We start from the raw sequence: 26,580 nt of genomic DNA, 5'->3' as shown, positions 1-26,580 counted from the left end.
CCATGGCTCGCCGGTTCAAGATCAAATGGTGGCTTCCGGTGCTGGGTGGCTGTGTGGCGATCATTCTGCTCTCGGGATTGACCCGGGCACCGACGTCACGGTCGTTCTGCGGCTCTTGCCACGAAACTGCAGCGACGTCTGCTGCGGTATCGGTACACGGTCAGGTTCCCTGCCTGGCTTGCCATACCCGTCCGGGGCTTCTGGGCACCGTCGAGTATCTGCCGACGCTGGCGCGTGAGCTGGCGGCCAAGGCCACAGGCTTGAACCTCGCCCAAGGCGTGCTCACCCCTGAAGCCTGTGTGACATGCCACGAACTCGGCGAAATAGAGCACCATCCGGAAGCGGAAGCCGACTGCGCCACATGTCATGGCGACACCACCCATCTCGAAGCCGCCATCGAGTCCGGACCACATCCGGACCAGTTCACCTTCACCCATGGTGCCGCGGCGCTCGACGCTCCCGACGAGTGCGCATCGTGTCACGACACTCCGATGTTTTGCACTGCATGTCACGTTCGCGTCGAGATACCGCATCCGGATGACTGGGGAACGACCCACGGAACCGTACAGCAGGCCGTGGGAGCCGACGCATGCGAACTCTGTCATCAGCCCTCCTACTGCGCGGGATGTCACGGCACCGACATCCCCCACGCCGACTCGTGGCTCTCTCTGCACTACCGCAGCGTCGATACCGTGAATACTGCGGCCTGTGCGACGTGCCACGACCGCCGTGAGTGTGACGCATGTCATGCACGTCACGCGGTGCATCGGGAGCAGCGCCTGTTCGACATGGAAGATACGCCGTGACTCCGCGCAAAGCACTGCTGATTGCGTTTGCGGCACTCGTTCTCGTTCTCTTCGAGGCCGTTCTGATCATTGCGATCTTCGTCTCGCCAACATTCCGCGACGACCTGGGTGCGACCGTCCAGCGCGCTGCAGCAACGTGGACCGCAAAGGACAACGCTCCTGGACTCCCAGAACGGGCAAGATCGTTGTTGTCGCCGCTGTATCGCAACTGGGTGGAACCCCTGTGGAAGCTTCGCGCAGCACCCACGCCGGACCAGGAGTTCGCTTCCTGCCTGGAGTGTCACTCCGACTACGCACAGCAGCGGCGCTTCGGCGATCTCCTGTTGAACCATGCCGAGCACGCCTCATCGGGAGTCGCTTGCGCGACCTGTCATACCGATACCGCCCACCCCGAGCCACTGCCTCCACCGGAAGATGCCTGTGCCGAATGTCACGACGTGAAGGATCCATCCCTCTGCGACACCTGCCACACACCCGGATCCGTGGGACACTTCTTCCTTCTCGGCTATCCGAGACCAGCGACACCCGACTGTGACACGTGCCACCTCCCAGGCAGCATCGGGGGTCATCACGGAGGCCTCGTCGACGCGGCAGCGTTCGATGGCAGTGACCCCGGCGCTTGTGCCGCATGTCACGAACAGGCGACGTGCGATGCCTGCCATGACGTCTCACACCCTGAGGATTGGGTGGCAACGCACGGCTCTTCGACCGTGCGGGCCGACCGAGGTCCCTGTGACAGCTGTCATACGATACGATGGTGCGCGGATTCCTGCCACGCCGGCCGCACCATTCCTCTGCGCGAACTGCCGGCTTTCCCACCCAAATCAGAAACACAAGGAGAACCGTGAAACGTCGAACCGTCCTGATGCTCTCAGCCGTTGTCCTTGCGGCGATCGCGATTGCTGCCGTCACCTTGCTGCAATCCGATCCTGTCGTTGCCGAAGCCAACGGTGTGCCGATTCACCGTTCCGAGTTGGACCGGAGACTCTCGAGCCTCACATCGATGCACGGCGGAGCTGTCACCGACCCACAACAGTGGAGTGAGATGGCCCTTCAATCGCTGATCGACGACATCATCCTCGAGCAGGAGGCCGCCCGGACCGGCATCGAAGTGTCCACGAAAGATGTGAACGCCGAATTCGACGCCATCAAGGACAACTTCGACTCTCGCCGGGAGTTCGAAGCCTGGATGGACGAACTCGGACTCGATCGCAAGGAGTTGAAGCGACGCATCAGGCTGCAACTCGAAGGATCGCTCGTGTTCGCCCAAATCGTAAAGGATGTTGCCGTGTCCGACGATGAGATAGCGGCGTACTACGAGGCGAACAAAGACGCATTCAAGGACCGGCCGCTACTCGAAGTCCGGACGGACATCCACGACAGCCTCGAGAAAACCAAGAAGGAAGAAGCCTACCGTTCCTGGCTGGAGGAGCAACGAGCCTCCGTCGTGCTCGTCCGGTACGACGAGGAAACACAGCCGTGACGACGAAGCGCCCACCCGGCACAATCTCCCAAGGCCTCTTGATCGCGGTAGTTGTGCTCACCCTCGTGGTGCTCGGCCTCGGTGCGGCCACGGTGGCGCTTCAGCTTCGCTCGGATGAGCCGCCCACCTCCGCCGCCGAAAGGGACATTGCCATCTGGAATGCACGGATCCACGAGAACCCATCGGCCTGGGCCTACACGGGCCTTGGCCTCGCTCACCTCAAAGCGGGCGACGAGACAAAAGCCGGCAAAGCGTTTCACGAGGCGCTCGAACTGGACCCGAACGACTGGATGGCGCTGTTCCAGCTCGGCCTCCTCGACAGGGACACGGACCCGGACGGCGCCATCGACTATCTCTATCGGAGTGCTGATGCGGCCCCGCGTTCCCGAGCGTTCGCGCCTTTGGTGGCCGTCGGGGAACTCCTGCTGGCACGCGGTGACGCGTCCGGTGCCAAAGCCGCGTTCGAGCGGGCGGTCTCCGACTTCCCCTTTGATTTCAATTCCCACTTCGGCCTCGGTCAGGCACTGGAGCAACTCGGTGACGATGCCGGCGCCCTCGAGCAGTATCGGCGTGCTCTCGACTTCAACCCTGACAGTGAAGAAGCCCTTGACGCCATCGAACGGCTCGGGGGTTCTCCTACGACAACGGAGGGATCATGAACGAATCGCCTCAGCCCACAGCGGAGCATCCGAGCACGCCGGATCGTTCGGCAACCTCCCAGCATCTGCTGTGGCTCCTTCTCCTTTTGCTCGGTGCCGCGGCTGTCGGTCTCGGTGTGCTGATCGTATTCCTTCTGCGCCCGTCCTCTCCCACGTCAGGCGCCCCCTCGCAGGCGGCGGGATGCCCCATGACGATCGAACGCTCCATCTACGGAATCGGAACAGATCCGAAGGACCTCCTGCTGCGTCCGATGGGTGTGGCATTCGCTCCTGACGGCAATGTCTGGGTCGCCGACACCGGTCACGCACGGCTCCTCGAATTCGATCAGACCGGCACCTTCGTCAGAGAGGTGGGCCAGGACCGCCTGACAAGTCCGTATGGTCTGACCTTTGATGCCGTTGAGAACCGCCTCTACGTCGCAGACTGGAACGCTAGACAGGTGATGGTGTTCTCTCGCGACGGCCGCTACGTCAAGTCGTATCCGTCGGCCGACCAGGATCCTTCCGTCTTCGGCACGGACGGATTCACGCCGTTCGAAGTCCGCGTATGGGGATCCCTCGTCGTGGTCTCGAGCAACGATGGTCTGTACTTCTTCGATCGAGACGGGAAAGTCGTCGACTACTGGGGAACCGGAGCGAGATCGCGTGAGGTGGGTGGCTTCAACTTCCCGGATGCCTTCGACATCGATCCGGAACTCGGACGGTTCTACGTGGCGGACACGCTGAATCGACGCGTCGTCGCTCTCGACGAGACAGGGAGCGTGCTGTGGGTATCGGGCCAACCCGACCAGAAAGGGGAGATCGTCGGCTTCTGGCAGCTGCCGCGTTCAATCGCCGTGGGCCCCGACGGCAACGTGTATGTCGTCGACACCTTCAGGTTCCAACGCACGTGCGCCGGCATTGGTCATGTGGTCGTCCTTTCACCCGAGGGCGCGCTCATCGGCGAATTTGGGCGAGGGGGGCCCGGTGAGGGCACGCTCAACTTCCCCGAGAAGCTCGCTGTCGGCCCCGACGGTGTGTTCGCCATCGCAGATCGGGAGAATGGAAGGATCGCGCTGTTCCGTGTGGATGAACTCCCCCCGGCAGATGAAACCGAGACCAGCCTGTACGCCAAGTCGTTCGTCCGGTTCGGAGAGGTCGGCCCCTGAAGGAGCGATCGCCCGAATCCCTGATGGCATGGGGTTTTTCGCCTGCGTGGCCACGACCTGAGCACCGGCAGAGGATGTGGCTTGCACCCACAACGCCTTGCAGATCCTCCAGGGACCGTACGAAATCGCCGGTGCGAGCGGCCCCGGCCGGTCGAGGAACGCTGCGGTGAGGGGCCCCATCGGACCCCTCGGTGCGTTATGGGTCGCCATTTGGCCTCCTGATGTGCCGGCCGTACACTCTGGGAAGCGGAGGGAAAACCACAGTGACTGATGATGTGAGTCGCCGCAAGTTTCTTTCGAAGATGGTCGCGGCCATCGGTGGGTTTATCGCCGCCGGTTTCGGCGTTCCGGCGGTCGCCTATGTGGTCGCTCCGGCATCCAACAGCAACCTCGAGGACGCATGGGTCTCGATCGGTTCGACTCGACAGGTCGAGATGGGCACCCCCACCCTTTTCAAGGCACAGATCGATCGCACCACCGGCTGGGTCACACAGACCGAGGAGACCGGTGTCTACGTCTCTACGGACAACGGGCGCGACTACACCGCACTCTCGAACGTCTGCACCCATCTCGGCTGCCGGGTTCGGTGGATGGAAGATCAGCAATCGTTCCTTTGCCCCTGCCACAACGGCGTATTCTCCAAGACGGGCCAGGTGCTCGATGGGCCACCGCCAAAGCCGCTCGAATCCTTCGATATACGCGTCGAAGGTGAACAACTCGAGGTGCACTGGGACGTATGACACTCGCAGATTGGATCGACGACCGCACCGGTTGGCGCCGGATCTGGGAGACTCTCTTCCTGCGCAAGATTCCGAAGGTGAACTGGCTGTACACCCTCGGGTCGGCGACACTGTTCGTGGCCATCAACCAGATCGTCACCGGCATTCTGCTGTCCATCTACTACGTCCCAAGCCCTCAGGACGCCTACGCCAGCGTCCAATACATCACCAACGAGGTATCTGCCGGCTGGCTCATCCGGGGACTGCACCATTGGGGTGCCAGCGCGATGGTGGCACTCGCCATCCTGCACATGCTCAGGGTCATCTTCCACGGCGCCTACAAGTACCCCCGGGAGATCACGTGGTTCACCGGTGTCTTGCTCCTCCTCGTGGTATTTGGCTTCGGATTCACCGGTTACCTCCTCCCCTGGGACCAGAAGGCCTACTGGGCGACCACAGTCGGTACTCGCATCGTCGCGGTCGTTCCCGGCATCGGAGAATGGCTCCTTCGCGTTTCTCGCGGCGGCGATGAGCTCTCCGCGGTGACCCTTACCCGCTTCTTCGGCACCCACGTTTGGGTGCTCCCGGCCTTGCTGCTCCTGCTGCTCGGCATCCACTTGTTCCTCATCGTTCGCATCGGCATCAGTGCACCCCCGAAGCGGCGACGATCCAAATGAACGAAGAAGAACGGCGCCGATACCTCGCCGAGTACGAGGAAGAGAAGAAGAAAAAGGGCATCCCCTTCTTCCCCGACGCGATCTTCAAAGACGCCGTCGTCATGCTCATCGTGTTCATCGTCCTGGTTGCCCTTGCCTACTTCTTCGGATCGCCCCTCGAGGCAAGGGCCGACCCGGCAGACGCGACGTACATGCCACGACCGGAGTGGTACTTCTTGTTCGTTTTCCAGCTCCTCAAGTACTTCCCGGGCAACCTCGAAGTGATCGGCGTGATCATCATTCCGGCGATCGCCGTCGGCCTGATGCTCGCGCTGCCTGTTCTCGACCGGTCTCCTCGGCGTCACTTCCGCGACCGTCTCGGCATCACCGGCCTGACGGCTCTGGCATTGATAGGCGTCGTCGCACTGACCGTGCAGGCACTCCGTGAACAGCAGCCACTGGCCGGCGAGGAGCATCCCGACAAGGTCGCCGCCCTCTACGCAACCAACTGCGCTGCATGCCATGGTCCCTCCCTGGAGGTTCCTCCGGGGACCGACCTGCACGCGGTGATCGCCCAAGGTAACCACGAGGGTATGCCTGCGTGGGGTGCCGACCTCTCCGTCGACGAGATCGACGCCCTCGTCGGTTTCATCACCACACCGAACGGATGGGCGGTCTTCCGAGACGAATGTGCCGAATGCCATCAAGCCACCGACCTCGCAGAACTGGATCCGTTCCAGCTTCAGGATGCCCTCGATACCGGGTTCGCGGCGCACCAGGGTCTCGACGTTCCCAACTGGAGCGCCAAACTCGACCCTTCGGCGGTGACAGCCCTCGTCAACTTCCTCATCGCTCCTGACGGACAGCGTCTCTTCGCGGCAAACTGCTCGACGTGTCACGGCACACGTGTCACCGTTTCCGACGAGACCGAAGTTCGCTCGATCATCATGAAAGGCGGCCGACATCGCACAATGCCGTCATGGTCGGGACGGCTCCCGGATGAGGACATCGTGACGCTGGCCCGGTATGTCGTCAACCCGGCGACGACTCCTGGAGGAGACAAACTCTTTGCACAGAACTGCTCATCCTGTCACGGAAAGCGGGTACCCGCGCCCGCAACGGTGGATGCCGCGTACGAGGCAATCTCTGTGGGTGCCGAGCACGAAACGATGCCCATCTGGGGGGACGTCCTCACGAATGAGCAGATCGATGCCCTGGTGACCTACACCATCAAAGTGGCGGAGGGAGCTCCCGAGATCATGGGCCAGCGGATCTTCTCCCAGAACTGCTCGATGTGTCACGGCGACTTCGGCGAAGGCGGTCCGCTCCCCGCCGACCCGACGAGAGTCCTCGCTCCCATCAGCGCCGGCCAATATCTCGACACCCACGACAACGCAACGATCACAGCGATCGTGACCAAAGGTCAGCCGGATCTGGGAATGTCGCCGTTTGGTGTCGCCTCGGGCGGCCCACTCAGCGAAGAGCAGATCGTCGCGGTCGTCGCGTTCGTGCGGTCGTGGGAAACGAACCCGCCGGTCGAGGCGCTCCCTGCGATCGCACCACGGCAGGTGGCGGGAAGCTCGCAGCAGATCTGGGACGAGTTCTGCGCGCAATGCCACGCGCTCGACGGGTCTGGCGCGATCGGTCCTTCGCTCGTCGACCCCACATTCCAGGACTCGTACACCGACTCCGAGATCGTCACCACCATCCAACTCGGCCATCCTGCCACGGCGATGATCGCCTGGGGGCAGGTTCTGACGACTGACCAGATCGAAGACCTGGTCGGGTTCGTCCGCACCCTCGCCGGCGGGCCCACAACCGCCTCGGAGGAGCCAACCTTCGTCGCCGATGTCAAACCGCTCTTCGACACCGCCTGCTCCATGTGTCACGGTACGCTCGGAGGATGGGATGCCTCCGGCTACCAGTCGACAATGACCAGCGGCGCTCATGCTCCTGTCATCGTGCCGGGTGATCCCAACGCCAGCATCCTGCTCCAGAAACTTCTGGGAGCCCAGGAATTCGGCGGACCGATGCCGCCGTCAGGAGGCCTTTCCGATGCGCAGATCCAGATGATCGAGGACTGGATCTCCAATGGTGCCCCCGAATCCTGAGTCATTCCGTCTCAGGGTCATCCGTGACAATCACGTGTCGTTCTCGGAGTGTCACGCGCGTAGCACCGTGTCCGACCGGCAGGAGTAACGAGCCTTGCCGAGGGCGGCACGTGTCGTGGGAAGTTCTTCGTTGGCTCGTGCGGCCCGTGGCACCTGCGACGTGGCGCCGAAGAGGCACGCCAAGACGCCGTGAGCGTGGCAATCGTCGACCATCGTGCCTCTTGGCGCCATCACCGTTCTCGCTCGTTCCTTCCGATGATCTCGAGATGGGTTGCCGACATGGTGGCCCATGCCGGCTGACCCGCCCGATCGCATCGGCCGATCTACCGGTGGATCCACTTCCCTCTCTGAGAAAGTACGTTCGCTCCATCAGCCGGGTGTGACACGGGAACATCGCCAGTCTCCGGCTATCCTTCCCGCCTCGTCCGCCCGCGACCCATGACGTTGACATGCCACAAGCCTTGTTCGAGAAAGTCTGGAACGACCACATCGTCCGCTCCGCCGTGGGCGAACCCGACCTGCTCTATGTCGACCTGCAGCTCCTCCACGAGGTCACCTCCCCACAGGCTTTCGACGGCCTCCGCATGGCCGGACGTACGGTACGCCGGCCCGACCTGAGCCTCGCCACCATCGACCACGGTGTCCCAACGATCCATCGAGAACTGGGCATCCACGACCCTCTCTCCAAACGACAAATCGAAACACTGATCGCCAACTGTCGAGAGTCCGGGATCACACTGTTCGGACTCGACGATCCCCGTCAGGGCATCGTTCACGTGATCGGACCCGAACAGGGCATCACACAGCCTGGAATGGTGATCGTCTGCGGCGATTCTCACACCGCCACCCATGGTGCCTTCGGCGCTCTCGCTTTCGGCATCGGCACGTCGGAAGTCGAACACGTGCTGGCCACACAGACCCTCCCCCAAGTCAAGCCGCGATCGATGGCGATCGTCGTCGATGGATCGCTGCCCTACGGCGTGACCGCCAAGGACGTCATCCTGGGGATCATCTCCCGGATCGGCGTCGACGGTGGCACCGGACACGTCATCGAGTTTCGGGGCGAGGCCATCGAGAGCCTCTCGATGGAAGGCCGAATGACGATCTGCAACATGTCGATCGAAGCCGGATCCCGCGCAGGTATGGTCGCCCCCGACGACACCACCTTCGCGTACCTGGAGGGCCGCCCCCAAGCTCCCACCGGCCCCGCCTGGGAGCAGGCACTCGACTACTGGCGCTCGCTCCCCAGCGACCCCGAAGCCCAGTTCGACACGGGGGTGGCCTTCCTGGCCTCCGAACTCGAACCATACGTGTCGTGGGGCACGAACCCGGCCCACACCCTGCCGGTACAGAGCACGGTGCCCTCCCCGGATGCTGCGACCGACCCCAACGAGCAGGAGTCGATCCAGCGAGCCCTCACCTACATGGACCTGGAACCGGGAACCCCCCTCACCCACATCCACCTCGACCGGGTCTTCATCGGATCGTGCACCAACGCTCGCATAGAAGACCTGCGCGAAGTGGCGCGCCTCGTCGATGGCCGGAAGGTGCATCCCGACGTCTCGGCGATGATCGTGCCGGGCTCCGGGCTGGTGAAGCTCCAGGCCGAGAACGAGGGTCTCGATCGGCTCTTCAAGGCTGCCGGATTCGAGTGGCGGGACGCCGGCTGCTCGATGTGCCTGGGGATGAATCCCGATATCCTCGCCCCTGGAGAACGCTGCGCATCCACCTCCAACCGCAACTTCGAGGGACGCCAGGGACGAGGGGCGCGAACCCACCTGGTCAGCCCGGCGATGGCTGCAGCCGCCGCCGTCGAAGGCCACTTCGTCGACATCCGAACCTGGGAGAGAGCCTGATGGAGCCTATCGATCGTATCGTGGGCACGATGCTGCCGCTGCCGCGGGCGAACGTCGACACCGACCAGATCATGCCGAAGGAGTTCCTGAAACGAGTGGAGCGCACCGGCTACGGGGAGTTTCTCTTCCATGACTGGCGGCACAGGCCGGACGGTGAACCCGACCCCGAGTTCGTCACCAACCGCCCCGAGTATCGAAACGCCCGCATTCTGCTGACGGGGGCGAATTTCGGATCCGGCTCGTCGCGCGAGCATGCACCGTGGGGTTTGATGGACTGGGGTTTCCAGGCGATCGTGGCGCCTTCCTTTGCCGACATCTTCTATAGCAACTGCACCAAGATCGGTCTGCTCCCTGTTCAACTCTCCGAGGACGAGACACGGTGGCTGATAGGTGTTGCCGAGACCGACCCCACCGCCGAGGCGACGATCGACCTCACGAGTCAGACGGTCATCATTGGAGCACCATATGCAGGGCAATCGTTCGAAGCACATTTCGAGATCGACCCGTTCATCAGGTATCGCCTCTTGAACGGACTCGACGATATCGATATCACGTTGCGCCACGGCAGCGATATCGACGTGTTCGAGCGCAGTCGCCCGGTCTTCATGCCCCGTTTGTGACCCGGCGCCGACACGCCCGCGACTTCGTCGATGCGCAAGCTCGCCAGGAGTTGTGCATCAGCCGGTGACGGCGCCCCGTTCGGCAGAACCCACGAGCTTGGCGTACTTGGCCAACGCCCCGGAAGGGTATCGAGGCGCATGAGGCTTCCAGTGCGCCCGCCGCCGGCCCAGCGTTCCCTCGTCCACCAGGAGATCGAGGGTGCGACCGGGAAGGTCGACACGGATACGATCGTTTTCCTCGACCAGCGCCAGCGGCCCACCCACCTCGGATTCGGGGGCAACGTGCCCGACACACAGCCCGGTCGTGCCACCGGAGAAGCGACCGTCCGTGATGAGCAGCACGTCCTTGCCCAACCCTGCACCTTTGATCCCCGCCGTGATCTGCAACATCTCCCGCATCCCGGGCCCTCCCTTGGGTCCTTCGGTGCGGATAACGACGACGTCCCCGTGCCGAATCTGATGTTTGAACAGGGCATCGAGGGCCCCCTGCTCGCCATCGAACACCCGGGCAGGGCCTTCGAACGAGTCGAGCTCGACTCCGGCAACCTTGACGACTGCTCCTTCGGGAGCGAGCGAGCCACGCAGCACGGCGATGCCCCCCTCGCCGGCCAGCGGACGATCTACCGGAGCCAGCACGTCCTGGCCGTCTGGAACCTCCACCGCGGCCAGGTTCTCGGCCATGGTCGTACCGGTCACGGTCAAAACGTCACCCTCCAGCAGCCCGGCGTCGAGCAGCACCTTGAGGACCACCGGCACGCCGCCGATCCGGTCCAGATCGACCATGTGGTAGTGCCCGAACGGTTTGAGATCACCGATGTGGGGTGTCCGGCGCGAAATCCGATCGAAGTCCTCGAGGGTCAGTTCGACTCCGGCCTCATGAGCGATGGCCAACAGATGCAGCACGGCGTTGGTGGAGCCACCCAATGCCATCACGGTGGTGATGGCATTCTCGAACGCCGGTCGGGTCATGATGCGTCGAGGTCGGATGTCCGCTTCGAGCAACGCCATCACCGCCTTGCCCGAAGCCACCGCGAATTCGTCAAGACGTGGATCAGTGGCGGGAACCGCCGCCGAGCCGGGCAGCGACATGCCCATTGCCTCACCGACCGAAGCCATCGTGTTGGCAGTGAACATTCCGGCGCAGGAGCCCTCCCCTGGACAGGCGTGGCGTTCGATCTCGAGCAGCTCCTCCTTGGTGAGGGTCCCCTCCGAGAAGGCGCCGATCCCTTCGAAAACGTCGACGATCGAGATGTCCTTCCCCCGCCAGCGTCCCGGCAGACTCGAGCCTCCGTAGAGGAAGACGCTCGGTAGGTTGGTCCGGGCCGCTGCCATCAACATTCCCGGAAGCGACTTGTCGCAGCCGGCGATGGTGACCATGCCGTCGAAACGCTCGGCGTGCATGACCAGCTCGACCGAGTCGGCGATCACCTCCCGCGACACGAGAGAGGCGCGCATCCCCTCGTGGCCCATCGCAATCCCATCGGATACGGCAATGGTGGCAAACACCAGGCCGACACCTCCCTGATCGCGCACGCCCTGCTTGGCGTGCTCAGAGAGGCGCGGACCGCTGAGGTTGCACGGTGTAACCTCGTTTCCGGCCGAGACCAACCCGATCTGCGGCTTGGTGAAATCCTCATCCGTGAGCCCAACCGCCCGGAGCATGGCCCGGGCACCTGCCTTGGAGGGACCCTCGGTGACGTCTTGAGAGTGGATCTTGCGTGCCATGACGGGGATCATACGCATCGAAGCCCCGGCCCGCGACATAGGCCAATGGTTGACAATGCCGTCGCCGATGCGTAAGTTTCCCCGCTAATGAATCACTACGACATTCTGGTACTTACGTAACGCACGCATCCCAAACCCGATGTGTGCGTTCCCCAGCCCTCCTCACAGTGGAGGGTTTTTTGCACCCTGACCGCCCTGGCGCTCCGCCCGCCCAACCACTGAAAGGACCAGCCCTTGACCAAGAGAACCGGAGCCGAAGTTCTTATCACCTCCCTCGAGGCGGAAGGTGTGGACGTCGTATTCGGCGTACCCGGTGGCGCGATCCTCCCCGCCTACGATCCCCTCTACGACAGCCCGATCCGCCACATCCTCGCCCGCCACGAGCAGGGTGCAGGTCACATGGCCGAGGGTTTCGCCTGGGCAACCGGCAGGGTCGGAGTATGCATCGCCACTTCGGGCCCGGGGGCCACGAATCTGGTCACCCCGCTTGCCGACGCCCTCATCGACTCGGTTCCGTTGGTCGCGATCACCGGTCAGGTCGCCACCCACTCGGTCGGCAACGATGCCTTCCAGGAGGCGTACACGGTCGGCATCACAATGTCCGCCACCAAGCACAACTACTTCATAACCGACCCGGACGACATCGCCGACGCGGTCCATGAGGCGTTTCACATCGCGGCCACCGGACGACCGGGCCCGGTGCTGATCGACATCCCCAAAGACGTGCTTGCCGCCTCAGCCACAACCCATGCGCCACGAGAGATAAACCTGCCCGGGTTCAAGCCGACGGCGGAGGGACACTACCGCAAGGCAAAGGAGGCCGTATCGCTGATCGCTTCGGCCAAGCGCCCTGTGCTGTACGTCGGAGGCGGGATCATCAAGGCGAACGCCCACCGGGAGGTGCGCAGGCTGGCCGAGGCGGCCAACCTGCCGGTGGTGACCACCCTGATGGGGCGTGGCGCCTTCCCGGATCACCATCCGCTCGCGCTCGGCATGTCCGGCATGCACGGAACGTACACGGCGACCACCGCCATGCAGACGACCGACCTGCTGATCGCGATCGGCGTCAGGTTCGACGATCGTGTCACGGGCGACCCGGCTTCGTTCGCTCCCCACGCCAAGGTGATTCACGCCGACATCGATCCTGCCGAGATCGGCAAAGTCCGCAAAGCGGACGTCCCGATCGTCGGCGATGCCCGGCGCGTGCTCACGCAGCTGCTCGAAGAGTGGGGAGACCGGGAGGTTCCCGATCGAACATCCTGGCTGACGGTCCTGGACGAATGGCAGCGCGAGTACCCGCTCACCTACGACCAGCAGCCGGACGGACCGATCAAACCCCAGTACGTGATCGAGGAGCTCTACCGGCTGACCGGAGGTGATGCCATCTTGGTCTCCGGGGTCGGACAGCATCAGATGTGGGCATCCCAGTTCTGGAAGTTCGACAGACCGCAGCGCTGGATCAACTCGGGCGGGCTGGGCACCATGGGGTTCGCCGTTCCGGCCGCCATCGGCGCCAAAGCCGGCAAGCCCGACGAACTCGTATACGCCATCGATGGTGACGGCTGTTTCCAGATGACCCTTCAGGAGCTGATCACCGCCGCAACGGAACGGATCCCGATAAAGATCGCCGTCATGAACAATGGCGCCCACGGCATGGTGAAACAGTGGCAGGAACTCTTCTACTCCGGGCGCCTGTCGGCCACCCTGCTCGGCAACGAGGTCGACTACGTCAAGATGGTGGAGGGGATGGGCTGTGTGGGGCTGCGTGCCCAAACACCCGAAGAAGTCGCCCCGGTCCTCGAGAAATCACTGGCGATCGATGATCGACCGGTGGTGGTCGAGTTTGTCGTCGACCCGGATGAAATGGTCTTCCCGATGGTGCGTGCCGGTGGGTCGAACGACGAAGTGATGACCGGTCCCGGCACGACCGTCAAGCGGAACCCGAATGACATCTCGAGATTGGACATACGACCGTGAGGCACTCCATGCAGACTCAACACACCCTGTCGGTTCTGGTCGAGGACAAGCCAGGGGTGCTGGCGCGGGTGTCGCTGCTGCTGGCCCGCCGAGAATTCAACATCCACTCACTGGCCGTCGGCCCCGCCAGAGACGACGGTATGGCGCTCATGACGATCGTGGTCGAGGCACCCGAACTGGAGCAGGTGCAAAAACAACTGCACAAGCTGATCAACGTCGTGAAGATCGCCGAACTCGACCCCGAACAGTCACTCGAGCGCGAAATCATGATCGTGCGCGTCAGCGCTCCCTCCAGCCGTCGAAGTGAGGTATTGGAGGTGGCTTCGATCTTCAAGGCGGTGGCCGTAGACGTCGGCCCTACGACGATCGCCTTCCAAGTCACCGGCGATCCGACCAAGCTCAGGAACTTCCTGAACCTGGTCCGCCCCTATGGGATCACCGATCTCGTGAAGTCCGGACGGATAGCGATCGCCCGAGAAGTGAAGACCAACAGCGCCAGTTTGCGAGCGATCGGCTGAGAGGAAACATGGCCACCATCTACTACGACCAAGACAGCAACCCATCGATCATCAGGGACCGGAAGGTGGCGGTGATCGGCTATGGGAGCCAAGGGCACGCCCATGCGCTCAACCTGAATGAAGCAGGTGTCGATGTCGCCGTCGGCCTCCGCTCCGACTCGAGCAGCCGGGGACAGGCCGAAGAGGCCGGCCTGCGGGTGATGGACATCCCGGACGCCGCCGCATGGGCGGACGTCGTCATGCTCCTGGTGCCCGACCAGCACATGGCCGACCTGTACGCCGCCGAGGTGGCACCGCACCTCGAGCCGGGCAACGCCCTGATGTTCGCCCACGGTTTCAACATCCACTTCGGGTTCATTCAGCCCCCCGAAGGGCTGGACGTGGTGATGGTGGCGCCCAAGGGCCCGGGCCATCTGGTTCGTCGCACCTTCACGGAGACTTCGGGCGTCCCCTGCCTCTTGGCCGTTCACCAGGACGCCACCGGGGCCGCCCACGATCTGGGTCTCTCCTACGCCTGGGGAATCGGTGGGACCAGAGCCGGAGTTCTGGAGACGACCTTCAGGGAAGAAACGGAGACGGACCTGTTCGGAGAACAGGTGATCCTGTGCGGTGGCGTCTCGTCCCTGATCAAAGCGTCTTTCGAAACGCTTGTCGAAGCCGGGTACCAGCCCGAATCCGCCTACTTCGAGACCCTTCACGAGCTGAAGTTGATCGTGGACCTCCTCTTCGAAGGCGGGCTTTCGTGGATGCGCTACAGCGTCTCCGACACCGCCGAGTATGGCGACTACACGCGCGGCCCTCGCATCGTCACCGACCAGACCAAGGCGGCGATGAAGGACGTGCTCGACGAGATCCAGTCGGGTGCCTTCGCCAAAGAGTGGATGTCCCAGGCCCGGGCCGGAGCCCCGTTCCTCTTGGAGCGCCGTGCCCAGGATCGCGAACATCTCGTCGAGCAGGTGGGACGCAGCCTTCGCCAGATGATGCCCTTCCTCGACCCGAAGCAACCCCCGGGGTGAGCATGCGGAACGCTGGAATGGCTCGACTCCCCGGTTGGAGACTTCTCGTGCTTCCCGGGCCGGGCAGCTTCATCGGCTGACCCGGCCCCCCGGTACGCAGGTCCACGCCTGCCGTCGCCCCGCGCCGGAACTCACCGGCAACGACAGAACAAGGAGTTTGCCATGTCCGACCGTTTGATCATTTTCGACACCACCCTGCGTGATGGGGAACAGGCTCCAGGAATCGCCCTTTCCCCTGATGAGAAGGTGGCCATTGCCCAACAGCTCGCCAAGCTGCGCGTCGACGTAATCGAAGCCGGCTTCGCCGCGTCCTCTCCGGGGGACTTCGATGCCGTATCCCGCATCGCGGAGAAGGTGAAGGGACCGGTCATCGCCAGCCTGGCCCGGGCCAACCCGGACGACATCGATCAGGCCTGGGATGCGCTTCGTCGCGCCGAGCAGGCCCGCATCCACGTCTTCATGTCCACCTCCCCGGTACACATGGAGAAGATGCTGCGCATGACGCCCGATGAGGTGTTCGCGGCGTCGGCCGAGGGTGTGAAGAGGGCCCGGAGCTACTGCGACGACGTCGAGTTCAGCCCTCAGGACGCCACCCGAACCGACCCCGACTTTCTGATAGCCGTGTGCAAAGCAGCGGTCGAAGCAGGCGCAACCACCATCAACATTCCCGACACCGTCGGCTATGCCACACCCACCGACTTCGTGGAACTCATCCGCCGGGTGTACGCCGAAGTTCGAAACGGCAGGGATGACGTGATCATCTCGACCCACTGCCACAACGACCTCGGGTTGGCCGTGGCCAACTCGCTGTCGGCGATCTCCGCCGGGGCCCGCCAGATCGAAGGGGCCATCAACGGGATCGGCGAACGCGCCGGGAACACCTCGATCGAGGAGGTGATCATGGCAGTGCGGACCCGATCCGACCGCTTTGGCGTCACGGTCGGAGCCGACACCACCCAGATCTTCGAAACATCCCGGCTGGTTTCGCGACTCACCGGCTACCCGGTTCAGTACAACAAGGCGGTCGTGGGACGCAACGCCTTCGCCCACGAGGCAGGCATCCACCAGCATGGTGTCCTGCGGGACCGTCTCACCTACGAGATCATGGACGCCGCCTCCGTCGGCCAGGAGGGCGGCCAGATCGTCCTGGGGAAGCACTCGGGGAGGGCCGGCTTCGCCGACACGCTCACCAAGATGGGAATCACCCTGGAGGACGAGGCGTTCGGCAAGGCGTTCGAACGGTTCAAGCAGCTCGCCGACCGCAAGATCCGCATCACCGAGGCCGAGATCCGGGTAATCATCGAGGATGAGGTCCACCAGCCAAAACAGTCCACCGCACTCGTCGGGCTTCACGTCGCCGGAGGCAACGAGATCACGCCTCGTGCGGTGGCACGACTGAGAATGAACGGCAGCGAACAAGAGTTCACCGGCGAGGGAGATGGCATGGTGCACGCTGCTTTCGCCGCGATCCGCCAGGCGTTCGATCTGGACGCGACACTGGTCGACTACCGGGTCGTCCCTGTGACTTCCGGGGCGGACGCCATGGCGGAGGTGAACGTCGTGGTCAGGGTCGGAGACGGTGCCTACTCGGGACGGAGTGTTTCTACCGATGTCGTCGAAGGGTCGGCGGAGGCGTTCGTCTCGGCACTCGACAAGGCATCCTGGCAGTGTTGAGCGTCGGTACACTCGTCGTCCCTGTGTGGAAGGTACAGCATGGCTAAGCATCGAATCGCGGTGATCGGAGGCGATGGAATCGGACCGGAGGTCACCGCCGAGGCGCTGAAAGTCCTCTCGGCGGCGGCGGAACGATTCTCATTCACCGTCGAGACCAGCCGGTACGACCTGGGAAGCGACTTCTACCTGGCGACAGGGACTGTCCTCCCCGACTCCATCGAGGCCGAGCTCGACGAGCATGACGCCATCCTGTTGGGCGCGGTCGGCAGCCCCGATGTTCGTCCCGGAGTGCTCGAACGAGGCCTGCTGCTGCGGCTTCGGTTCAACTTCGACCTGTATGTCAACCTGCGTCCCGTGAAGCTGTATCCGGGGGTCTCTTCACCGATCGTCGGCCTGACACCGGACCGCTGCGACCTGGTGGTGGTCAGGGAGAACACAGAAGGGCCCTATGTGGGCGCGGGGGGGACGCTGCGAAGAGGAACCTCCAATGAGGTGGCGACGCAGGAGTCGATCAACACCCGCAGGGGCGTCGAACGGGTGGTCCGCTACGCCTTCGCCGAGGCGGAGCGGCGCAGCGGGAGACTCACGCTGTGCCACAAGACCAATGTCCTCGTTTACGCCGGCGACCTGTGGACCAGAACAGCGGAGGAGGTTTCGGCCGAGTTCCCGAAAGTGACACTCGACTATGTCCACGTCGACGCGATGTGCCTCTACCTGGTGACGGAACCGGAGCGGTTCGACGTGGTCGTAACCGACAACCTGTTCGGGGATATCATCACCGACCTGGGAGCTGCCGTCCAGGGCGGGATGGGATTGGCCGCCAGCGGGAATCTCAACCCTCCCGGCGATCACCCTTCGATGTTCGAGCCGGTCCACGGCTCGGCACCAGACATCGCCGGCAGGGGTTGGGCAAACCCGGTCGCATCGGTCCTCTCGGCTGCCATGTGTCTGGCATCCCTGGGTGAGACCGATGCCGCCCGGACGGTGGAGGCGGCGGCAAGCGCGGTGCTGTCCGAACTCACATCGATGAGCGGACCCGAGATGGGCGCCACGACGGCACAGATCGGCGACCGTATCGCGGCGCGGGTGGCGTCCACCGGCTGAGTGCCGACGACGACCCCAACTGCCCGGTGACATGGCACTCGGGCGCGTCACCACGGATCTGTGCCGGCGCCTCGGTGTCCGCGTAACGGGTGCCGAGAGCGAACAAAGGCCGTCCTTCCGACCCTTCTCTGTCGCCACGGCGGGCTCACCTCGATCCGGCGAGAACCCCGCCGAGCGCTCAGCGCCGGAATTCGGCCGCGCGGGCATGGGCTTCGAGTCCCTCGATCCGCGCCAGGGCTGCACTGTCGGCCACGACTTCGTGTGGTTTGGTGAGCTTGATCCACGTCGGTGCCTTGAGAAACGTCATCACAGAGAGCCCGGACTGAAACCTGGCTCCCCCTCCGGTGGGAAGAACATGGTTGGGTCCGATCCCATAGTCCGCAAACACCTCGGCGCTACCTCGGCGCTGGTCTCGCCCACGAACAGCGAGCCGTATGACCTGAGCTCGCCGGCCAGCGCTTCGGGGTTGGAGACGTGGAGGGCGAGATGCTCAGGGGCGATCCGTTCGCTGAGCGTCGCGGCTTGCTCCAAATCGTCCACGATCGTGCAAAACCCATTGCCGAGGGCCACCGCAGCCACATCGGCCGTAGCCAGGTCCTGGAGTTGTCTGGTGATCTGGAGTTCCACGTTCTCACGAAGTGAGCTGCTCGTCGTAATCAGGATGGGGAGAGCGTCGACATCGTGCTCGGCCTGAGCGAGGAGGTCGGCAGCAACCAGGCGGGGATCGGCCGAGGCCTCGGCGATGACAACGATCTCACTGGGCCCGGCCAGCCCGTCGATACCGATCTCGCCGAACAAGAGCTTCTTGGCCGCTGTCACCCAACGATTCCCCGGACCGACGACCATGTCACATGGTGGGGAGAGGATGCCGAACGAGAGCGCCGCTATGGCCTGTGCGCCACCCACCTTGAGCAACCCATCGGCGCCCGCCAGCGCTGCGGCGCCCATCGTGAGCCGGGTCGGCTTGGGCGAAGCCACCCAGACTCTCTCGACACCTGCAACCCGGGCCGGGATCACGGTCATCAGAACCGAGGAAGGGAGCGGATACCGGCCGCCCGGCGCATAGGCCCCGGCAGTTCTCACGGGGATCCACGAATGCCCGGCCCGCCCTCCCGGCACCCCCACGTCAATGTTGTCGATGGCGCCCCGCTGGGCTTCGGCGAAGGCCCTGATCTGTTGTGCCGCCCTGTCGAGGAGCTGCCGCCGATGTTCGTCGAGGCCGGCGAGTGCCCCGTCAAGATCGCGACGGGTCGCGACAAGAGTCTCACCGGGCTCGAGGTCCCCCAACCGTTCGCTGTGTCGACGCAACGCTTCCTCACCGTTTCGGCGGATGTCTTCGACGATCACCGAGGCTTCGCGAAGGGTTGCAGAATCGACAGGGCGTCTTTGCTCTCGAATCGCGTCCACGTCCGAGATCAGTCTGAGCCACTCGCTCACTGGGGAACCTCCTTGGCCTCCATCGGCCTTCGGCTGACCTTCAACTCTCGTCGATCGAGCTCCTTGGCGACCTCCTCCAGCGTGACACCCGCCGAGGCGGTCTTGACCAAGGTGAAGTAGAGAAGGTCCGCTGCTTCTGCGATCACGTCTTGGTGAGCCGCCGCCACGGCGAGCTCGTTCGCTTCTTCACGGATCTTCGCGGCGAGAAGGGCGGGATCGTTCAAGAGGGTGGCGGTGTTGCCGCTCGCCCCTTCTTCGGCGATCCCGATGAGGCGGCGGGCGAGTCGCTGTATCCCGTTGTCTTCACCCCAGCAGGACCGATGACCGAGATGGCAGAATCCGTGCTTCTGACGAACCGTGAAGCGCAAGGCGTCACGATCACAGTCCGCGTCGATCTTGATCAGCTCTTGTGTCGCCCCGGAGGTCTCCCCTTTGACCCAGAGCCCGCGGGATCGGCTCTGATAGATACCGGTTCTCGTCTCGATGGCCAGACGGAGGCTCTCCATGCTCGACCAGACGAGACCAAGCGCCTGACCCGCCTCGTCGGCGACCACGGTCGCCCAAAGTCCTTCGGGCTGGAGGGACCTCAGCGGTGCGGCTATGGCGTCTGCCAGGGACATCTTTCCCGTATAGAGGGCCATACCCACCTGAGCATCTGCGCCGAGACGATCGAGTTCTCGGATCTCGTCTGCGGATACGATTCCACCGGCCACGGTCACTCTGCTGTCACCGGCCGCGGCCACCACCGCCGCGGCGCGCTCCAGATCGGTTCCTTGAAGAAGCCCCTCACGTTCCACGAATGTGATGAGAAAGCCTCCGCAGAAGTCGCGAAGCTCCTCCACTCGCGACAAGACGGTTTCTCCTGTCGTGCGACGCCACCCGTGGGTTACCACATCCCCATCACGGGAATCGAGGGCCACGATCACCCGCTCGCGAGGAAGCTGCGACAACAGTTCCGGTGTCGCAGCCGTCCCGATGATCACCCGCCTCGCCCCGGCGTCCAGCCAACGTCGGGCAGTGGTGACATCACGTATGCCACCGCCCACCCGCGTTGGACCTCGTCGGCACAGATCGGCGATGAGGGCGGCGTTGTCCCCCTCACCGCGAGCGGCGTCGATGTCGATGACGGCCACCTCCCCGGCCACCGAGAACCGTTCCAGGAGAGGCCTGGGATCACCGGCGTCCAAAACCGGCTTCTCGCCCCCGACGAGCTGGACCGTCGAACCGTGCGAAATGTCGATAGAGGGAATGATCACTGTCGCACCTCCACTCCCATGGTGCCCAGTCGGGCCTTGAGCTCTCCGACGGTCGTCACGCCATCGTGGAGAATCGACGCAACGAGGACCCCCGTGGCTCCCGCCTCGAGGCCCTCCCTGAGATGCGCGGCGTTGCTGGCCCCACCGGACGCGATCACCGGAACGCTCACTGCCGAGCTGACCGCGGCGACCAGCTCCAGATCGTACCCGTCCTTGGTCCCGTCACGATCCCAGCTCGTGAGAAGGATCTCTCCGGCTCCGCCTGCGGTCGCTGCCCGGCACCATTCGACGACATCGATTCCGGTCCGTCTCCGGCCGCTCTCCACCACGACTTCCCATCCACGGGTCGATCGCCTGGCGGCGTCAACGGCGAGAACGGTGCATTGAGAGCCGAAACGCTGCGCGATGTCCGAGACCAGGCTGGGCCGTGTCACCGCCGCCGTGTTGACACCCACTTTGTCCGCGCCGGCGTCGAGAAGCCTCCCCGCGTCCTCGGGGGAACGGACTCCCCCACCGACGGTGAGCGGAATCGAGAGGACCGACCGTACCGCCTGGACCGTTTCAACGGCATGACTTCGACCTTCGGGCGTTGCCGACACATCGAGAAGAACGATCTCGTCGGCGCCCTGGTCCTCGTAGGCGGCGGCGCAGGCAACCGGGTCGCCGGCGTCGCGCAGATCCTGAAAACGGACACCCTTGACAACACGCCCGTCCCTGATGTCGAGGCAGGGGATGACGCGGGACGCAAGCATCACGCCACCCCCGAAGTGACCGTCAGCCATCGTTCCAGGATGCCGGCGCCCCAGGCGCCGGACAGTTCGGGGTGGAACTGACAAGCCAGGACGTCGCCCCGTTCCAGCGCCGACACGAACCGGCCTCCGTAGTCGCTCGTTGCGCCCGTCCATCCTTGCGGTATTCGCGACAGCCGGTACGAGTTGGCGAAGTAGGCCCAGCCCCGTGTGAGAAACCGGCTTCCTCGTTCAGGTTCGACCATGTTCCACCCGAGTTGAGGCACCCTGACCTCGTCGTCGAACCGAGTGACCGTTTCGGGGACCAGATCAAGACCGAGCTGCCCCGGGCTCTCCTCGCTCGCGCTACAGAGCAGATGCAACCCGAGACAGATCGCCAGAGTGGGACGGCCCTCATCGATTCTCTCCGACAGCACCTCCCGCATCCCGACCTGATCGATTCTCGACATTGCGGCACCGAACGAACCCACACCGGGAACGACCACACGGTCGCCGGCCTCCACGTCCTTGGCGTCGTCTGCGAGCTTCGGAGTAGCCCCAGCCCGCCGAAACGCGGCGACCACCGATGCCGTATTGGCCGTACCGGTGGAGACGATCACGACGCTCTTGCTCATCGCAAGGTTCCCTTGGTGCTCGGAACGTCTCCGCCGGTCACGCTCACCGCCGACCGCAGGGCGAGAGCCACTGCCTTGAACGCGGCCTCTGCCATGTGGTGATTGTTCTCGCCTCGGATCAGATCGACATGAAGCGCCATGCGCGCCTCGACCGCCATCGACACCAGGAAGTGTTGTATGTTCTCGGTCGCGAGATCGCCGATGGTCTCCCTCGTGAACGGGATCCCGACCTCAGCCCATCCGCGGCCCGAGAGGTCGACGACCGCACGGCACAGTGCCTCATCCAACGGTGCATAGGCAAAGCCAAACCGAGTGATTCCGGTCCGGTCCGCCAACGCCTCGTCGATGGCACCCCCGATGGCTATCCCACAGTCCTCGGCCGTGTGGTGATCGTCGACACCCAAGTCTCCCCGGGCGGTGAGATCGAGATCGAATCTTGCGTGCTTGGCGAGGGTGGACAGCATGTGGTCGAGGAAGCCCACTCCGGTATCGAGCTTGGATTGTCCGGTCCCATCGAGGCTGATCGAGCCCACGATGTCGACCTCTTGGGTCTTGCGTGCGAAATCCGCCGTCCTGCTCATGAAAAGAGTCCTTCCAGTTCCGAGACCGACCCGAGGATCCGTGCGACTCCGGCCAGAGACCGTCGAGCCCGGTTCGGGTCATCGCCAGGTGCAACGATCCCGATCGGGATCACTCCTGCACCTCTTGCCGCAGCTACGTCATCAGGGGTGTCGCCCAACATCCAGGCCCTGTCGACACCGAGACGCTCCAGAGCCAACCGGACCGGTGCCGGGTCGGGCTTCAGACGAGTGTCTTCTTTGGCGACCAGTACCGAGATCGAATCCAACATCCCGAACCGGGCGAGGAACTCCTCGGCATCAGACCTTGGTCGTCCCGTCACGACACCTATGGGAAGCATCTCCGCCCACCGCTCCAACGTGGCGGCATCCACCAGCGCCTCCTCGCGCAGTTTGAGACCTTCGAGGCCGTCGACTCCCTGGTAGAGAGTCTCGAACCGGTCGATGACAACGGATATCGGCGCCTCCACGCCGGAGTCGGCGCAAAGTCTTCGCGTCAGCTCCCAATCGTCGTTCGCGTTGCCCGCCGCTTTGGCCTCCTCGATATCCCGACGGGTCACATCGACTCCGAAACTCGCTGCGGTTTCGACGATCGCGGTCACCTGAGAGTCGGAAACATCGGCGAGGACACCATCGATGTCGAACAACAGGGCCTCGGGAGCAACGGCCGACGCCAGAGTGTGGACCAGACGCTCGAACCGAGGCTGGTCGCCGGGCAGGGTGATCCGAAGGTAGCTCTCGAGTCCCGGGCGATGCGGGAACCTTCGCAGCGCAACTCCCAGAGACGCAGCAGCGGAAAGCACCCATTCCGGAGCGTCGAATCGGGCCAAGAGGAAGTTGGCCTGAGATGGCAATGTGACGACGCCGAGCGAATCGAGGATTCCGGCCAGCGCGTCTCGCTGAGATCTCACATTGCCGATGAACTCGGCGACCTCGTTTCGATCATTCAGGCGCTTCGTCGCAAGAGATGCCGAAAGCCCGGATACCGGGTACGGATTCGCGTACGCCGCCAGCTCCGTAACCAGCTCGGTGGAACCCAGCAGGTAGCCGACCCGGAGGCCGGCCAGACCCCAAGCTTTGGAGAGGGTGCGAACGATGGCGACATTCTTCATTTCGAGAGCAGCGCCGGTCAGGTCACAATCGGCAAAGTCACCATAGGCGGCATCGAGTACCACCAGACGCGCTCTCGCCGCCATCTCGCCCAGGGCGGCTTCGTCGATCACTCCCCCCGTCGGGTTGTTCGGTGAGACCACGAACACGGCATCCGTGTCATCCGAGATGGCGCTCATGACGGCTTCTGTCGGGAAGGCACCTTGCCACCAGGGCACCTCGACCAAGCGACCTCCCACCTGGCCGGCATAACGGGGGATCATCTCGAAGCTCGGATACGTGGCTACCGCCTTCCGGCCTGGGCCCATGCGAGCGAGGAAACATCTCAGCAGGGCGTCGTCGCCGCCGGCAGTCACCAGCACTCGATCGGTGTCGACTCCGTGAAGCTCGGCGATACTCTCTCTCAGTGCAGAAGTCTCCGGGTATCGACTCACCAGGCGGGCCTCGTCGGAGACGTGGCTCAGCAGGGAAGTCGATGGCGGTTGCCCCTCGTTCCTCGACAGGTCCAGATCGATCGGATACTCGGACCGAGGAGGCGAATATGCGGTGGGCCGGCTCATGGGACGATCTGCTCCAGTCGCGAGACGGCGATATCCGTTGCCTCACGTTCTTTGAGCAAGGGGATCAACGCCGGTAGCTCGGAACGAGGCACTGCGGCCTTCACCGCCATTCCGCTATCACCGTGCAGGCGAGCAATGGTCGGTTCACGCATGCGCGGGAGAATCTCGATGATCCCCTCGAGGTACTCGGCAGACACGTTGAACTCGACCATCACACGGCGTCTCGCCTCGAGCACCGACCGCAAACTCAGCACCAGACCGTCGATCGCCGCCTTCTTCGTCGGCAAGTCCAGTACCTGAGGGCTGGCGTACAGCCGAGTCGACGACGTGATCAGCTCATCCACAACGGTAAGCCCGTTGGCGGAGAGGGTCTCCCCCGTGGCAGTGTTGTCGACGATCACGTCGGCGTCTTCGGGCGGAAACACTTCGGTCGCCCCGTACGAGCGGACGAAGACGGCGTTCAAACCACGCTGAGCTATCCAACGACGGGACAACCGCTCGTACTCACTGGCAACCGTCAACCGCCGATTCGGAAGGCGACCATCCTCGAGAAGCGACAGGGGCGCGGCGGCAACGACACGTACCGGGTCGAGACCTGTGTCCAGCATCTCGATCAGTTCGGCGTTCTTTTCAGCCACCCAATCGGCACCGGCGAATCCGATATCGCGGGACCCGGCCGCCAGCATCTCCACGATGTTCTGTGGTTTGAGGAGTTTGACCTCGTAGCCGGGAACCGACAGCTGGGGTCGGTACCCGCGGCCACCGCTGCGCAATCTCAGACCCGCGTCCGAAAGGAGGCTCACAACCCCCTCCTCGATACGGCCTTTGGGCACGGCAAGGTGAAGAAGGTCTTGTTGTTTGGGTGATGTCATCCGGGCTCTTTCCCGCCGACAGCGGCCGGGTGCTTGCCCATAAACAAGAAACACCGACTGCTGAAGTCGGCGTTTGTGTCCTTAGCTGGCTTTCGCTAGTTGAGCACCATCAACCGACCCGATCCGGGTGGTGATGATGAACGTGGGCGAATGGCCTTTTCATTGCGGGGAGCACGGTAGCCCGTCTCGAACCGAACTGCAACAGAACATCGCCGGCAAGAAGGCTGGTGCACCGGGAGATAGCGGACGAGTGTATGCGTCGACACCGAACTCATTGCAGCGTGTCGTGCCCTTGCATCGACGTCGAACCGGCTTCCGGAGAAGTCACGTCGCCGCCGCCGTCCTCATCATCGGTCACACGTTCCGGATCACCGGTGTCGTCCTGACCATGGCGTGGTTCCCGCCTGCCGGATCACCGCCGGTCTTCGGCGAGGGTTGTCCGAGCGGGTCGCAGAACGATCACCCCGGAGCCATGTACGCGCTCTTGGGGTGGCTGTGACCGCTCTCGGCGAGCACCGCCGCCATCCTGATCGTCAGCGGCATCGGGTCGAGTACGGTGGCAAGGAGGCCCCGGGCGTGGAGCTCCTGCTCAATCGATTCGGCCAGTCCCACATACCCGGTACACCCGGGGATGATCACGTCGGCACGATCGTCGCGGGCCGCCCGCTCGGCCTGGGCCATGAGCTTCTCGAATGTCTCGTCCGGGTGGCTCTCGATCTCGAGCACCGGCAAATCGACCACTCGTACCGAGGCCAGCCTCCCGGAGAGCCCTGCTCGTTCCACTTGCTCATCCACCAGCGGTCGCGACCGCTCGAGGACGGTGAGAATCGAGAAACGGTGTCCGATGTTCGCGGCTACGGTCATCGACGTGCGTGCAGGCCCGAGCACGGGGATCGAGACGATCTCGCGCAACACATCGACGCCCGGGTCGCCCATGCAGTCGATCACCACGGCATCGACTCCGTCGGCCTCCGCCTCGACCGCCAAGGTAATGAGCCCCGGTACAGCCTCGGCTTCCTCCTTGCGCCCTTCGATCGACATCGGGCCACGCTCGATCATCCGGCAGCTGATCACCAGATCCGGCCTGCGAAGGGGCGCGTAGATTTCGAGAATCTCGTCTGGTCCGGGCAGTGAGTCGCTCGGGACGACGGGCACGAGAATGCGGATATGAGTCATCTGCTTGACCTCATCAGGTTGGGAGCGAGAGCCCTGGCCAGCGGTAGGGCTTGGGTGCTCGGGATGGATAGGTTCGCCTGCTGTGGGAGAGGCCCATCGAGACCACTGCCTCGACGGTTCTGGTCGCCACCGACGGCGGGTCGATGACGGTGACAT

General features: G+C 63.8%; 26 protein-coding genes. 15 read left to right on the top strand and 11 right to left on the bottom strand.

Features of this window, described 5'->3' with window-relative positions:
* The first annotated feature begins 2 nt into the window (after window positions 1-2).
* From GWP04_05190 to GWP04_05155, 8 genes are all read left to right on the top strand, one after another.
* Window positions 3-806 carry a hypothetical protein gene (locus GWP04_05190; protein ID NIA24946.1) on the top strand — a complete coding sequence of 268 codons (804 nt, stop codon included), beginning with the start codon at window positions 3-5 and terminating at the stop codon, window positions 804-806.
* Complete coding sequence (locus GWP04_05185; GenBank protein NIA24945.1) at window positions 803-1,654, top strand: hypothetical protein; 852 nt, start codon at window positions 803-805, stop codon at window positions 1,652-1,654. Before GWP04_05190 ends, GWP04_05185 begins: the two co-directional genes overlap by 4 nt.
* A complete protein-coding gene (locus tag GWP04_05180) occupies window positions 1,651-2,289 on the top strand; it encodes a hypothetical protein (GenBank protein ID NIA24944.1) in 639 nt (212 codons plus the stop codon). The genes GWP04_05185 and GWP04_05180 overlap by 4 nt, the downstream gene beginning before the upstream one ends.
* Window positions 2,286-2,948: a tetratricopeptide repeat protein gene (locus tag GWP04_05175; protein ID NIA24943.1), complete on the top strand. Its 663-nt coding sequence runs from the start codon at window positions 2,286-2,288 to the stop codon at window positions 2,946-2,948. Before GWP04_05180 ends, GWP04_05175 begins: the two co-directional genes overlap by 4 nt.
* Window positions 2,945-4,096, top strand: coding sequence for a hypothetical protein (locus GWP04_05170; GenBank protein ID NIA24942.1), 1,152 nt, complete (start codon window positions 2,945-2,947; stop codon window positions 4,094-4,096). Before GWP04_05175 ends, GWP04_05170 begins: the two co-directional genes overlap by 4 nt.
* 263 nt (window positions 4,097-4,359) lie before the next feature.
* Window positions 4,360-4,836, top strand: coding sequence for a Rieske 2Fe-2S domain-containing protein (locus GWP04_05165; protein NIA24941.1), 477 nt, complete (start codon window positions 4,360-4,362; stop codon window positions 4,834-4,836).
* Window positions 4,833-5,492, top strand: coding sequence for a DUF4405 domain-containing protein (locus GWP04_05160; protein NIA24940.1), 660 nt, complete (start codon window positions 4,833-4,835; stop codon window positions 5,490-5,492). The genes GWP04_05165 and GWP04_05160 overlap by 4 nt, the downstream gene beginning before the upstream one ends.
* The gene (locus tag GWP04_05155; GenBank protein ID NIA24939.1) at window positions 5,489-7,582 is read left to right on the top strand and encodes a hypothetical protein; all 2,094 of its coding nucleotides are present in this window, start codon (window positions 5,489-5,491) and stop codon (window positions 7,580-7,582) included. The genes GWP04_05160 and GWP04_05155 overlap by 4 nt, the downstream gene beginning before the upstream one ends.
* 51 nt (window positions 7,583-7,633) lie before the next feature.
* Here the strand turns inward: GWP04_05155 and GWP04_05150 are convergent, their stop codons facing one another.
* Window positions 7,634-7,816, bottom strand: coding sequence for a hypothetical protein (locus GWP04_05150; GenBank protein ID NIA24938.1), 183 nt, complete (start codon window positions 7,814-7,816; stop codon window positions 7,634-7,636).
* Window positions 7,817-8,031: 215 nt separating this feature from the next.
* Between GWP04_05150 and leuC the strand changes: the two genes are divergently transcribed.
* Both leuC and leuD read left to right on the top strand, forming a co-directional pair.
* Entirely contained in the window at window positions 8,032-9,438 is a 1,407-nt protein-coding gene (leuC, locus tag GWP04_05145; GenBank protein ID NIA24937.1) for a 3-isopropylmalate dehydratase large subunit, read from the top strand.
* Window positions 9,438-10,058, top strand: coding sequence for a 3-isopropylmalate dehydratase small subunit (leuD, locus tag GWP04_05140; GenBank protein ID NIA24936.1), 621 nt, complete (start codon window positions 9,438-9,440; stop codon window positions 10,056-10,058). Before leuC ends, leuD begins: the two co-directional genes overlap by 1 nt.
* 57 nt (window positions 10,059-10,115) lie before the next feature.
* Here leuD and ilvD read toward each other — a convergent pair whose 3' ends face one another.
* Complete coding sequence (gene ilvD / locus GWP04_05135; GenBank protein NIA24935.1) at window positions 10,116-11,783, bottom strand: dihydroxy-acid dehydratase; 1,668 nt, start codon at window positions 11,781-11,783, stop codon at window positions 10,116-10,118.
* A gap of 234 nt (window positions 11,784-12,017) precedes the next feature.
* Here ilvD and GWP04_05130 point away from each other — a divergent pair, with 234 nt between their 5' ends.
* The 5 genes from GWP04_05130 to GWP04_05110 all read left to right on the top strand — a co-directional run bounded on the left by GWP04_05130 (window position 12,018) and on the right by GWP04_05110 (window position 18,072).
* Entirely contained in the window at window positions 12,018-13,760 is a 1,743-nt protein-coding gene (locus GWP04_05130) for an acetolactate synthase large subunit (GenBank protein NIA24934.1), read from the top strand.
* A gap of 8 nt (window positions 13,761-13,768) precedes the next feature.
* Window positions 13,769-14,278 carry an acetolactate synthase small subunit gene (gene ilvN / locus GWP04_05125; GenBank protein NIA24933.1) on the top strand — a complete coding sequence of 170 codons (510 nt, stop codon included), beginning with the start codon at window positions 13,769-13,771 and terminating at the stop codon, window positions 14,276-14,278.
* A gap of 8 nt (window positions 14,279-14,286) precedes the next feature.
* Window positions 14,287-15,294 carry a ketol-acid reductoisomerase gene (ilvC, locus tag GWP04_05120; protein ID NIA24932.1) on the top strand — a complete coding sequence of 336 codons (1,008 nt, stop codon included), beginning with the start codon at window positions 14,287-14,289 and terminating at the stop codon, window positions 15,292-15,294.
* Between the two features lie 162 nt (window positions 15,295-15,456).
* A complete protein-coding gene (locus GWP04_05115; protein NIA24931.1) occupies window positions 15,457-16,968 on the top strand; it encodes a 2-isopropylmalate synthase in 1,512 nt (503 codons plus the stop codon).
* 39 nt (window positions 16,969-17,007) lie between these two features.
* Window positions 17,008-18,072 (top strand): 3-isopropylmalate dehydrogenase, encoded by a 1,065-nt coding sequence (locus tag GWP04_05110; protein NIA24930.1) that lies wholly within the window; start codon window positions 17,008-17,010, stop codon window positions 18,070-18,072.
* A 178-nt stretch (window positions 18,073-18,250) separates the two neighbouring features.
* Here GWP04_05110 and GWP04_05105 read toward each other — a convergent pair whose 3' ends face one another.
* The 9 genes from GWP04_05105 to GWP04_05065 form a co-directional block, all read right to left on the bottom strand.
* Window positions 18,251-18,460 carry a hypothetical protein gene (locus GWP04_05105; GenBank protein ID NIA24929.1) on the bottom strand — a complete coding sequence of 70 codons (210 nt, stop codon included), beginning with the start codon at window positions 18,458-18,460 and terminating at the stop codon, window positions 18,251-18,253.
* Complete coding sequence (gene hisD / locus GWP04_05100; GenBank protein ID NIA24928.1) at window positions 18,379-19,509, bottom strand: histidinol dehydrogenase; 1,131 nt, start codon at window positions 19,507-19,509, stop codon at window positions 18,379-18,381. The genes GWP04_05105 and hisD overlap by 82 nt, the downstream gene beginning before the upstream one ends.
* Window positions 19,506-20,765: a phosphoribosyl-ATP diphosphatase gene (hisE, locus tag GWP04_05095; GenBank protein ID NIA24927.1), complete on the bottom strand. Its 1,260-nt coding sequence runs from the start codon at window positions 20,763-20,765 to the stop codon at window positions 19,506-19,508. The genes hisD and hisE overlap by 4 nt, the downstream gene beginning before the upstream one ends.
* Entirely contained in the window at window positions 20,762-21,517 is a 756-nt protein-coding gene (hisF, locus tag GWP04_05090) for an imidazole glycerol phosphate synthase subunit HisF (protein ID NIA24926.1), read from the bottom strand. The genes hisE and hisF overlap by 4 nt, the downstream gene beginning before the upstream one ends.
* Window positions 21,517-22,128, bottom strand: a complete 612-nt coding sequence (gene hisH, locus GWP04_05085; GenBank protein ID NIA24925.1) for an imidazole glycerol phosphate synthase subunit HisH — start codon at window positions 22,126-22,128, stop codon at window positions 21,517-21,519. Before hisH ends, hisF begins: the two co-directional genes overlap by 1 nt.
* Window positions 22,125-22,709 (bottom strand): imidazoleglycerol-phosphate dehydratase HisB, encoded by a 585-nt coding sequence (hisB, locus tag GWP04_05080; GenBank protein ID NIA24924.1) that lies wholly within the window; start codon window positions 22,707-22,709, stop codon window positions 22,125-22,127. Before hisB ends, hisH begins: the two co-directional genes overlap by 4 nt.
* Window positions 22,706-24,376 carry an aminotransferase class I/II-fold pyridoxal phosphate-dependent enzyme gene (locus tag GWP04_05075; GenBank protein NIA24923.1) on the bottom strand — a complete coding sequence of 557 codons (1,671 nt, stop codon included), beginning with the start codon at window positions 24,374-24,376 and terminating at the stop codon, window positions 22,706-22,708. The genes hisB and GWP04_05075 overlap by 4 nt, the downstream gene beginning before the upstream one ends.
* A complete protein-coding gene (gene hisG / locus GWP04_05070; protein NIA24922.1) occupies window positions 24,373-25,248 on the bottom strand; it encodes an ATP phosphoribosyltransferase in 876 nt (291 codons plus the stop codon). The genes GWP04_05075 and hisG overlap by 4 nt, the downstream gene beginning before the upstream one ends.
* Before the next feature lie 459 nt (window positions 25,249-25,707).
* A complete protein-coding gene (locus GWP04_05065) occupies window positions 25,708-26,424 on the bottom strand; it encodes a hydrogenase expression protein HupH (protein ID NIA24921.1) in 717 nt (238 codons plus the stop codon).
* Window positions 26,425-26,580 lie beyond the last annotated feature (156 nt).

The sequence above is a fragment of the Gammaproteobacteria bacterium genome (assembly GCA_011682695.1).
Taxonomy (GTDB): Bacteria; Actinomycetota; Acidimicrobiia; order Spongiisociales; family UBA4744; genus BMS3Bbin01.
The sequence above is the reverse complement of the archived record's forward strand: the minus strand, read 5'-3'. Positions and strand labels throughout refer to the sequence as shown.

Bases quoted from the DNA above. Each gene is read 5' to 3' on its own strand.
- GWP04_05190 (NIA24946.1), top strand. From the start codon at position 3: ATGGCTCGCCGGTTCAAGATCAAATGGTGGCTTCCGGTGCTGGGTGGC.
- hisG (NIA24922.1), bottom strand. From the start codon at position 25,248: ATGACATCACCCAAACAACAAGACCTTCTTCACCTTGCCGTGCCCAAA.
- GWP04_05110 (NIA24930.1), top strand. From the start codon at position 17,008: ATGGCTAAGCATCGAATCGCGGTGATCGGAGGCGATGGAATCGGACCG.
- GWP04_05170 (NIA24942.1), top strand. From the start codon at position 2,945: ATGAACGAATCGCCTCAGCCCACAGCGGAGCATCCGAGCACGCCGGAT.
- ilvD (NIA24935.1), bottom strand. From the start codon at position 11,783: ATGGCACGCAAGATCCACTCTCAAGACGTCACCGAGGGTCCCTCCAAG.
- GWP04_05155 (NIA24939.1), top strand. From the start codon at position 5,489: ATGAACGAAGAAGAACGGCGCCGATACCTCGCCGAGTACGAGGAAGAG.
- GWP04_05160 (NIA24940.1), top strand. From the start codon at position 4,833: ATGACACTCGCAGATTGGATCGACGACCGCACCGGTTGGCGCCGGATC.
- ilvN (NIA24933.1), top strand. From the start codon at position 13,769: ATGCAGACTCAACACACCCTGTCGGTTCTGGTCGAGGACAAGCCAGGG.
- hisH (NIA24925.1), bottom strand. From the start codon at position 22,128: ATGAGCAAGAGCGTCGTGATCGTCTCCACCGGTACGGCCAATACGGCA.
- GWP04_05065 (NIA24921.1), bottom strand. From the start codon at position 26,424: ATGACTCATATCCGCATTCTCGTGCCCGTCGTCCCGAGCGACTCACTG.
- GWP04_05115 (NIA24931.1), top strand. From the start codon at position 15,457: ATGTCCGACCGTTTGATCATTTTCGACACCACCCTGCGTGATGGGGAA.
- leuD (NIA24936.1), top strand. From the start codon at position 9,438: ATGGAGCCTATCGATCGTATCGTGGGCACGATGCTGCCGCTGCCGCGG.
- leuC (NIA24937.1), top strand. From the start codon at position 8,032: ATGCCACAAGCCTTGTTCGAGAAAGTCTGGAACGACCACATCGTCCGC.
- hisF (NIA24926.1), bottom strand. From the start codon at position 21,517: ATGCTTGCGTCCCGCGTCATCCCCTGCCTCGACATCAGGGACGGGCGT.
- hisB (NIA24924.1), bottom strand. From the start codon at position 22,709: ATGAGCAGGACGGCGGATTTCGCACGCAAGACCCAAGAGGTCGACATC.
- ilvC (NIA24932.1), top strand. From the start codon at position 14,287: ATGGCCACCATCTACTACGACCAAGACAGCAACCCATCGATCATCAGG.
- GWP04_05075 (NIA24923.1), bottom strand. From the start codon at position 24,376: ATGAGCCGGCCCACCGCATATTCGCCTCCTCGGTCCGAGTATCCGATC.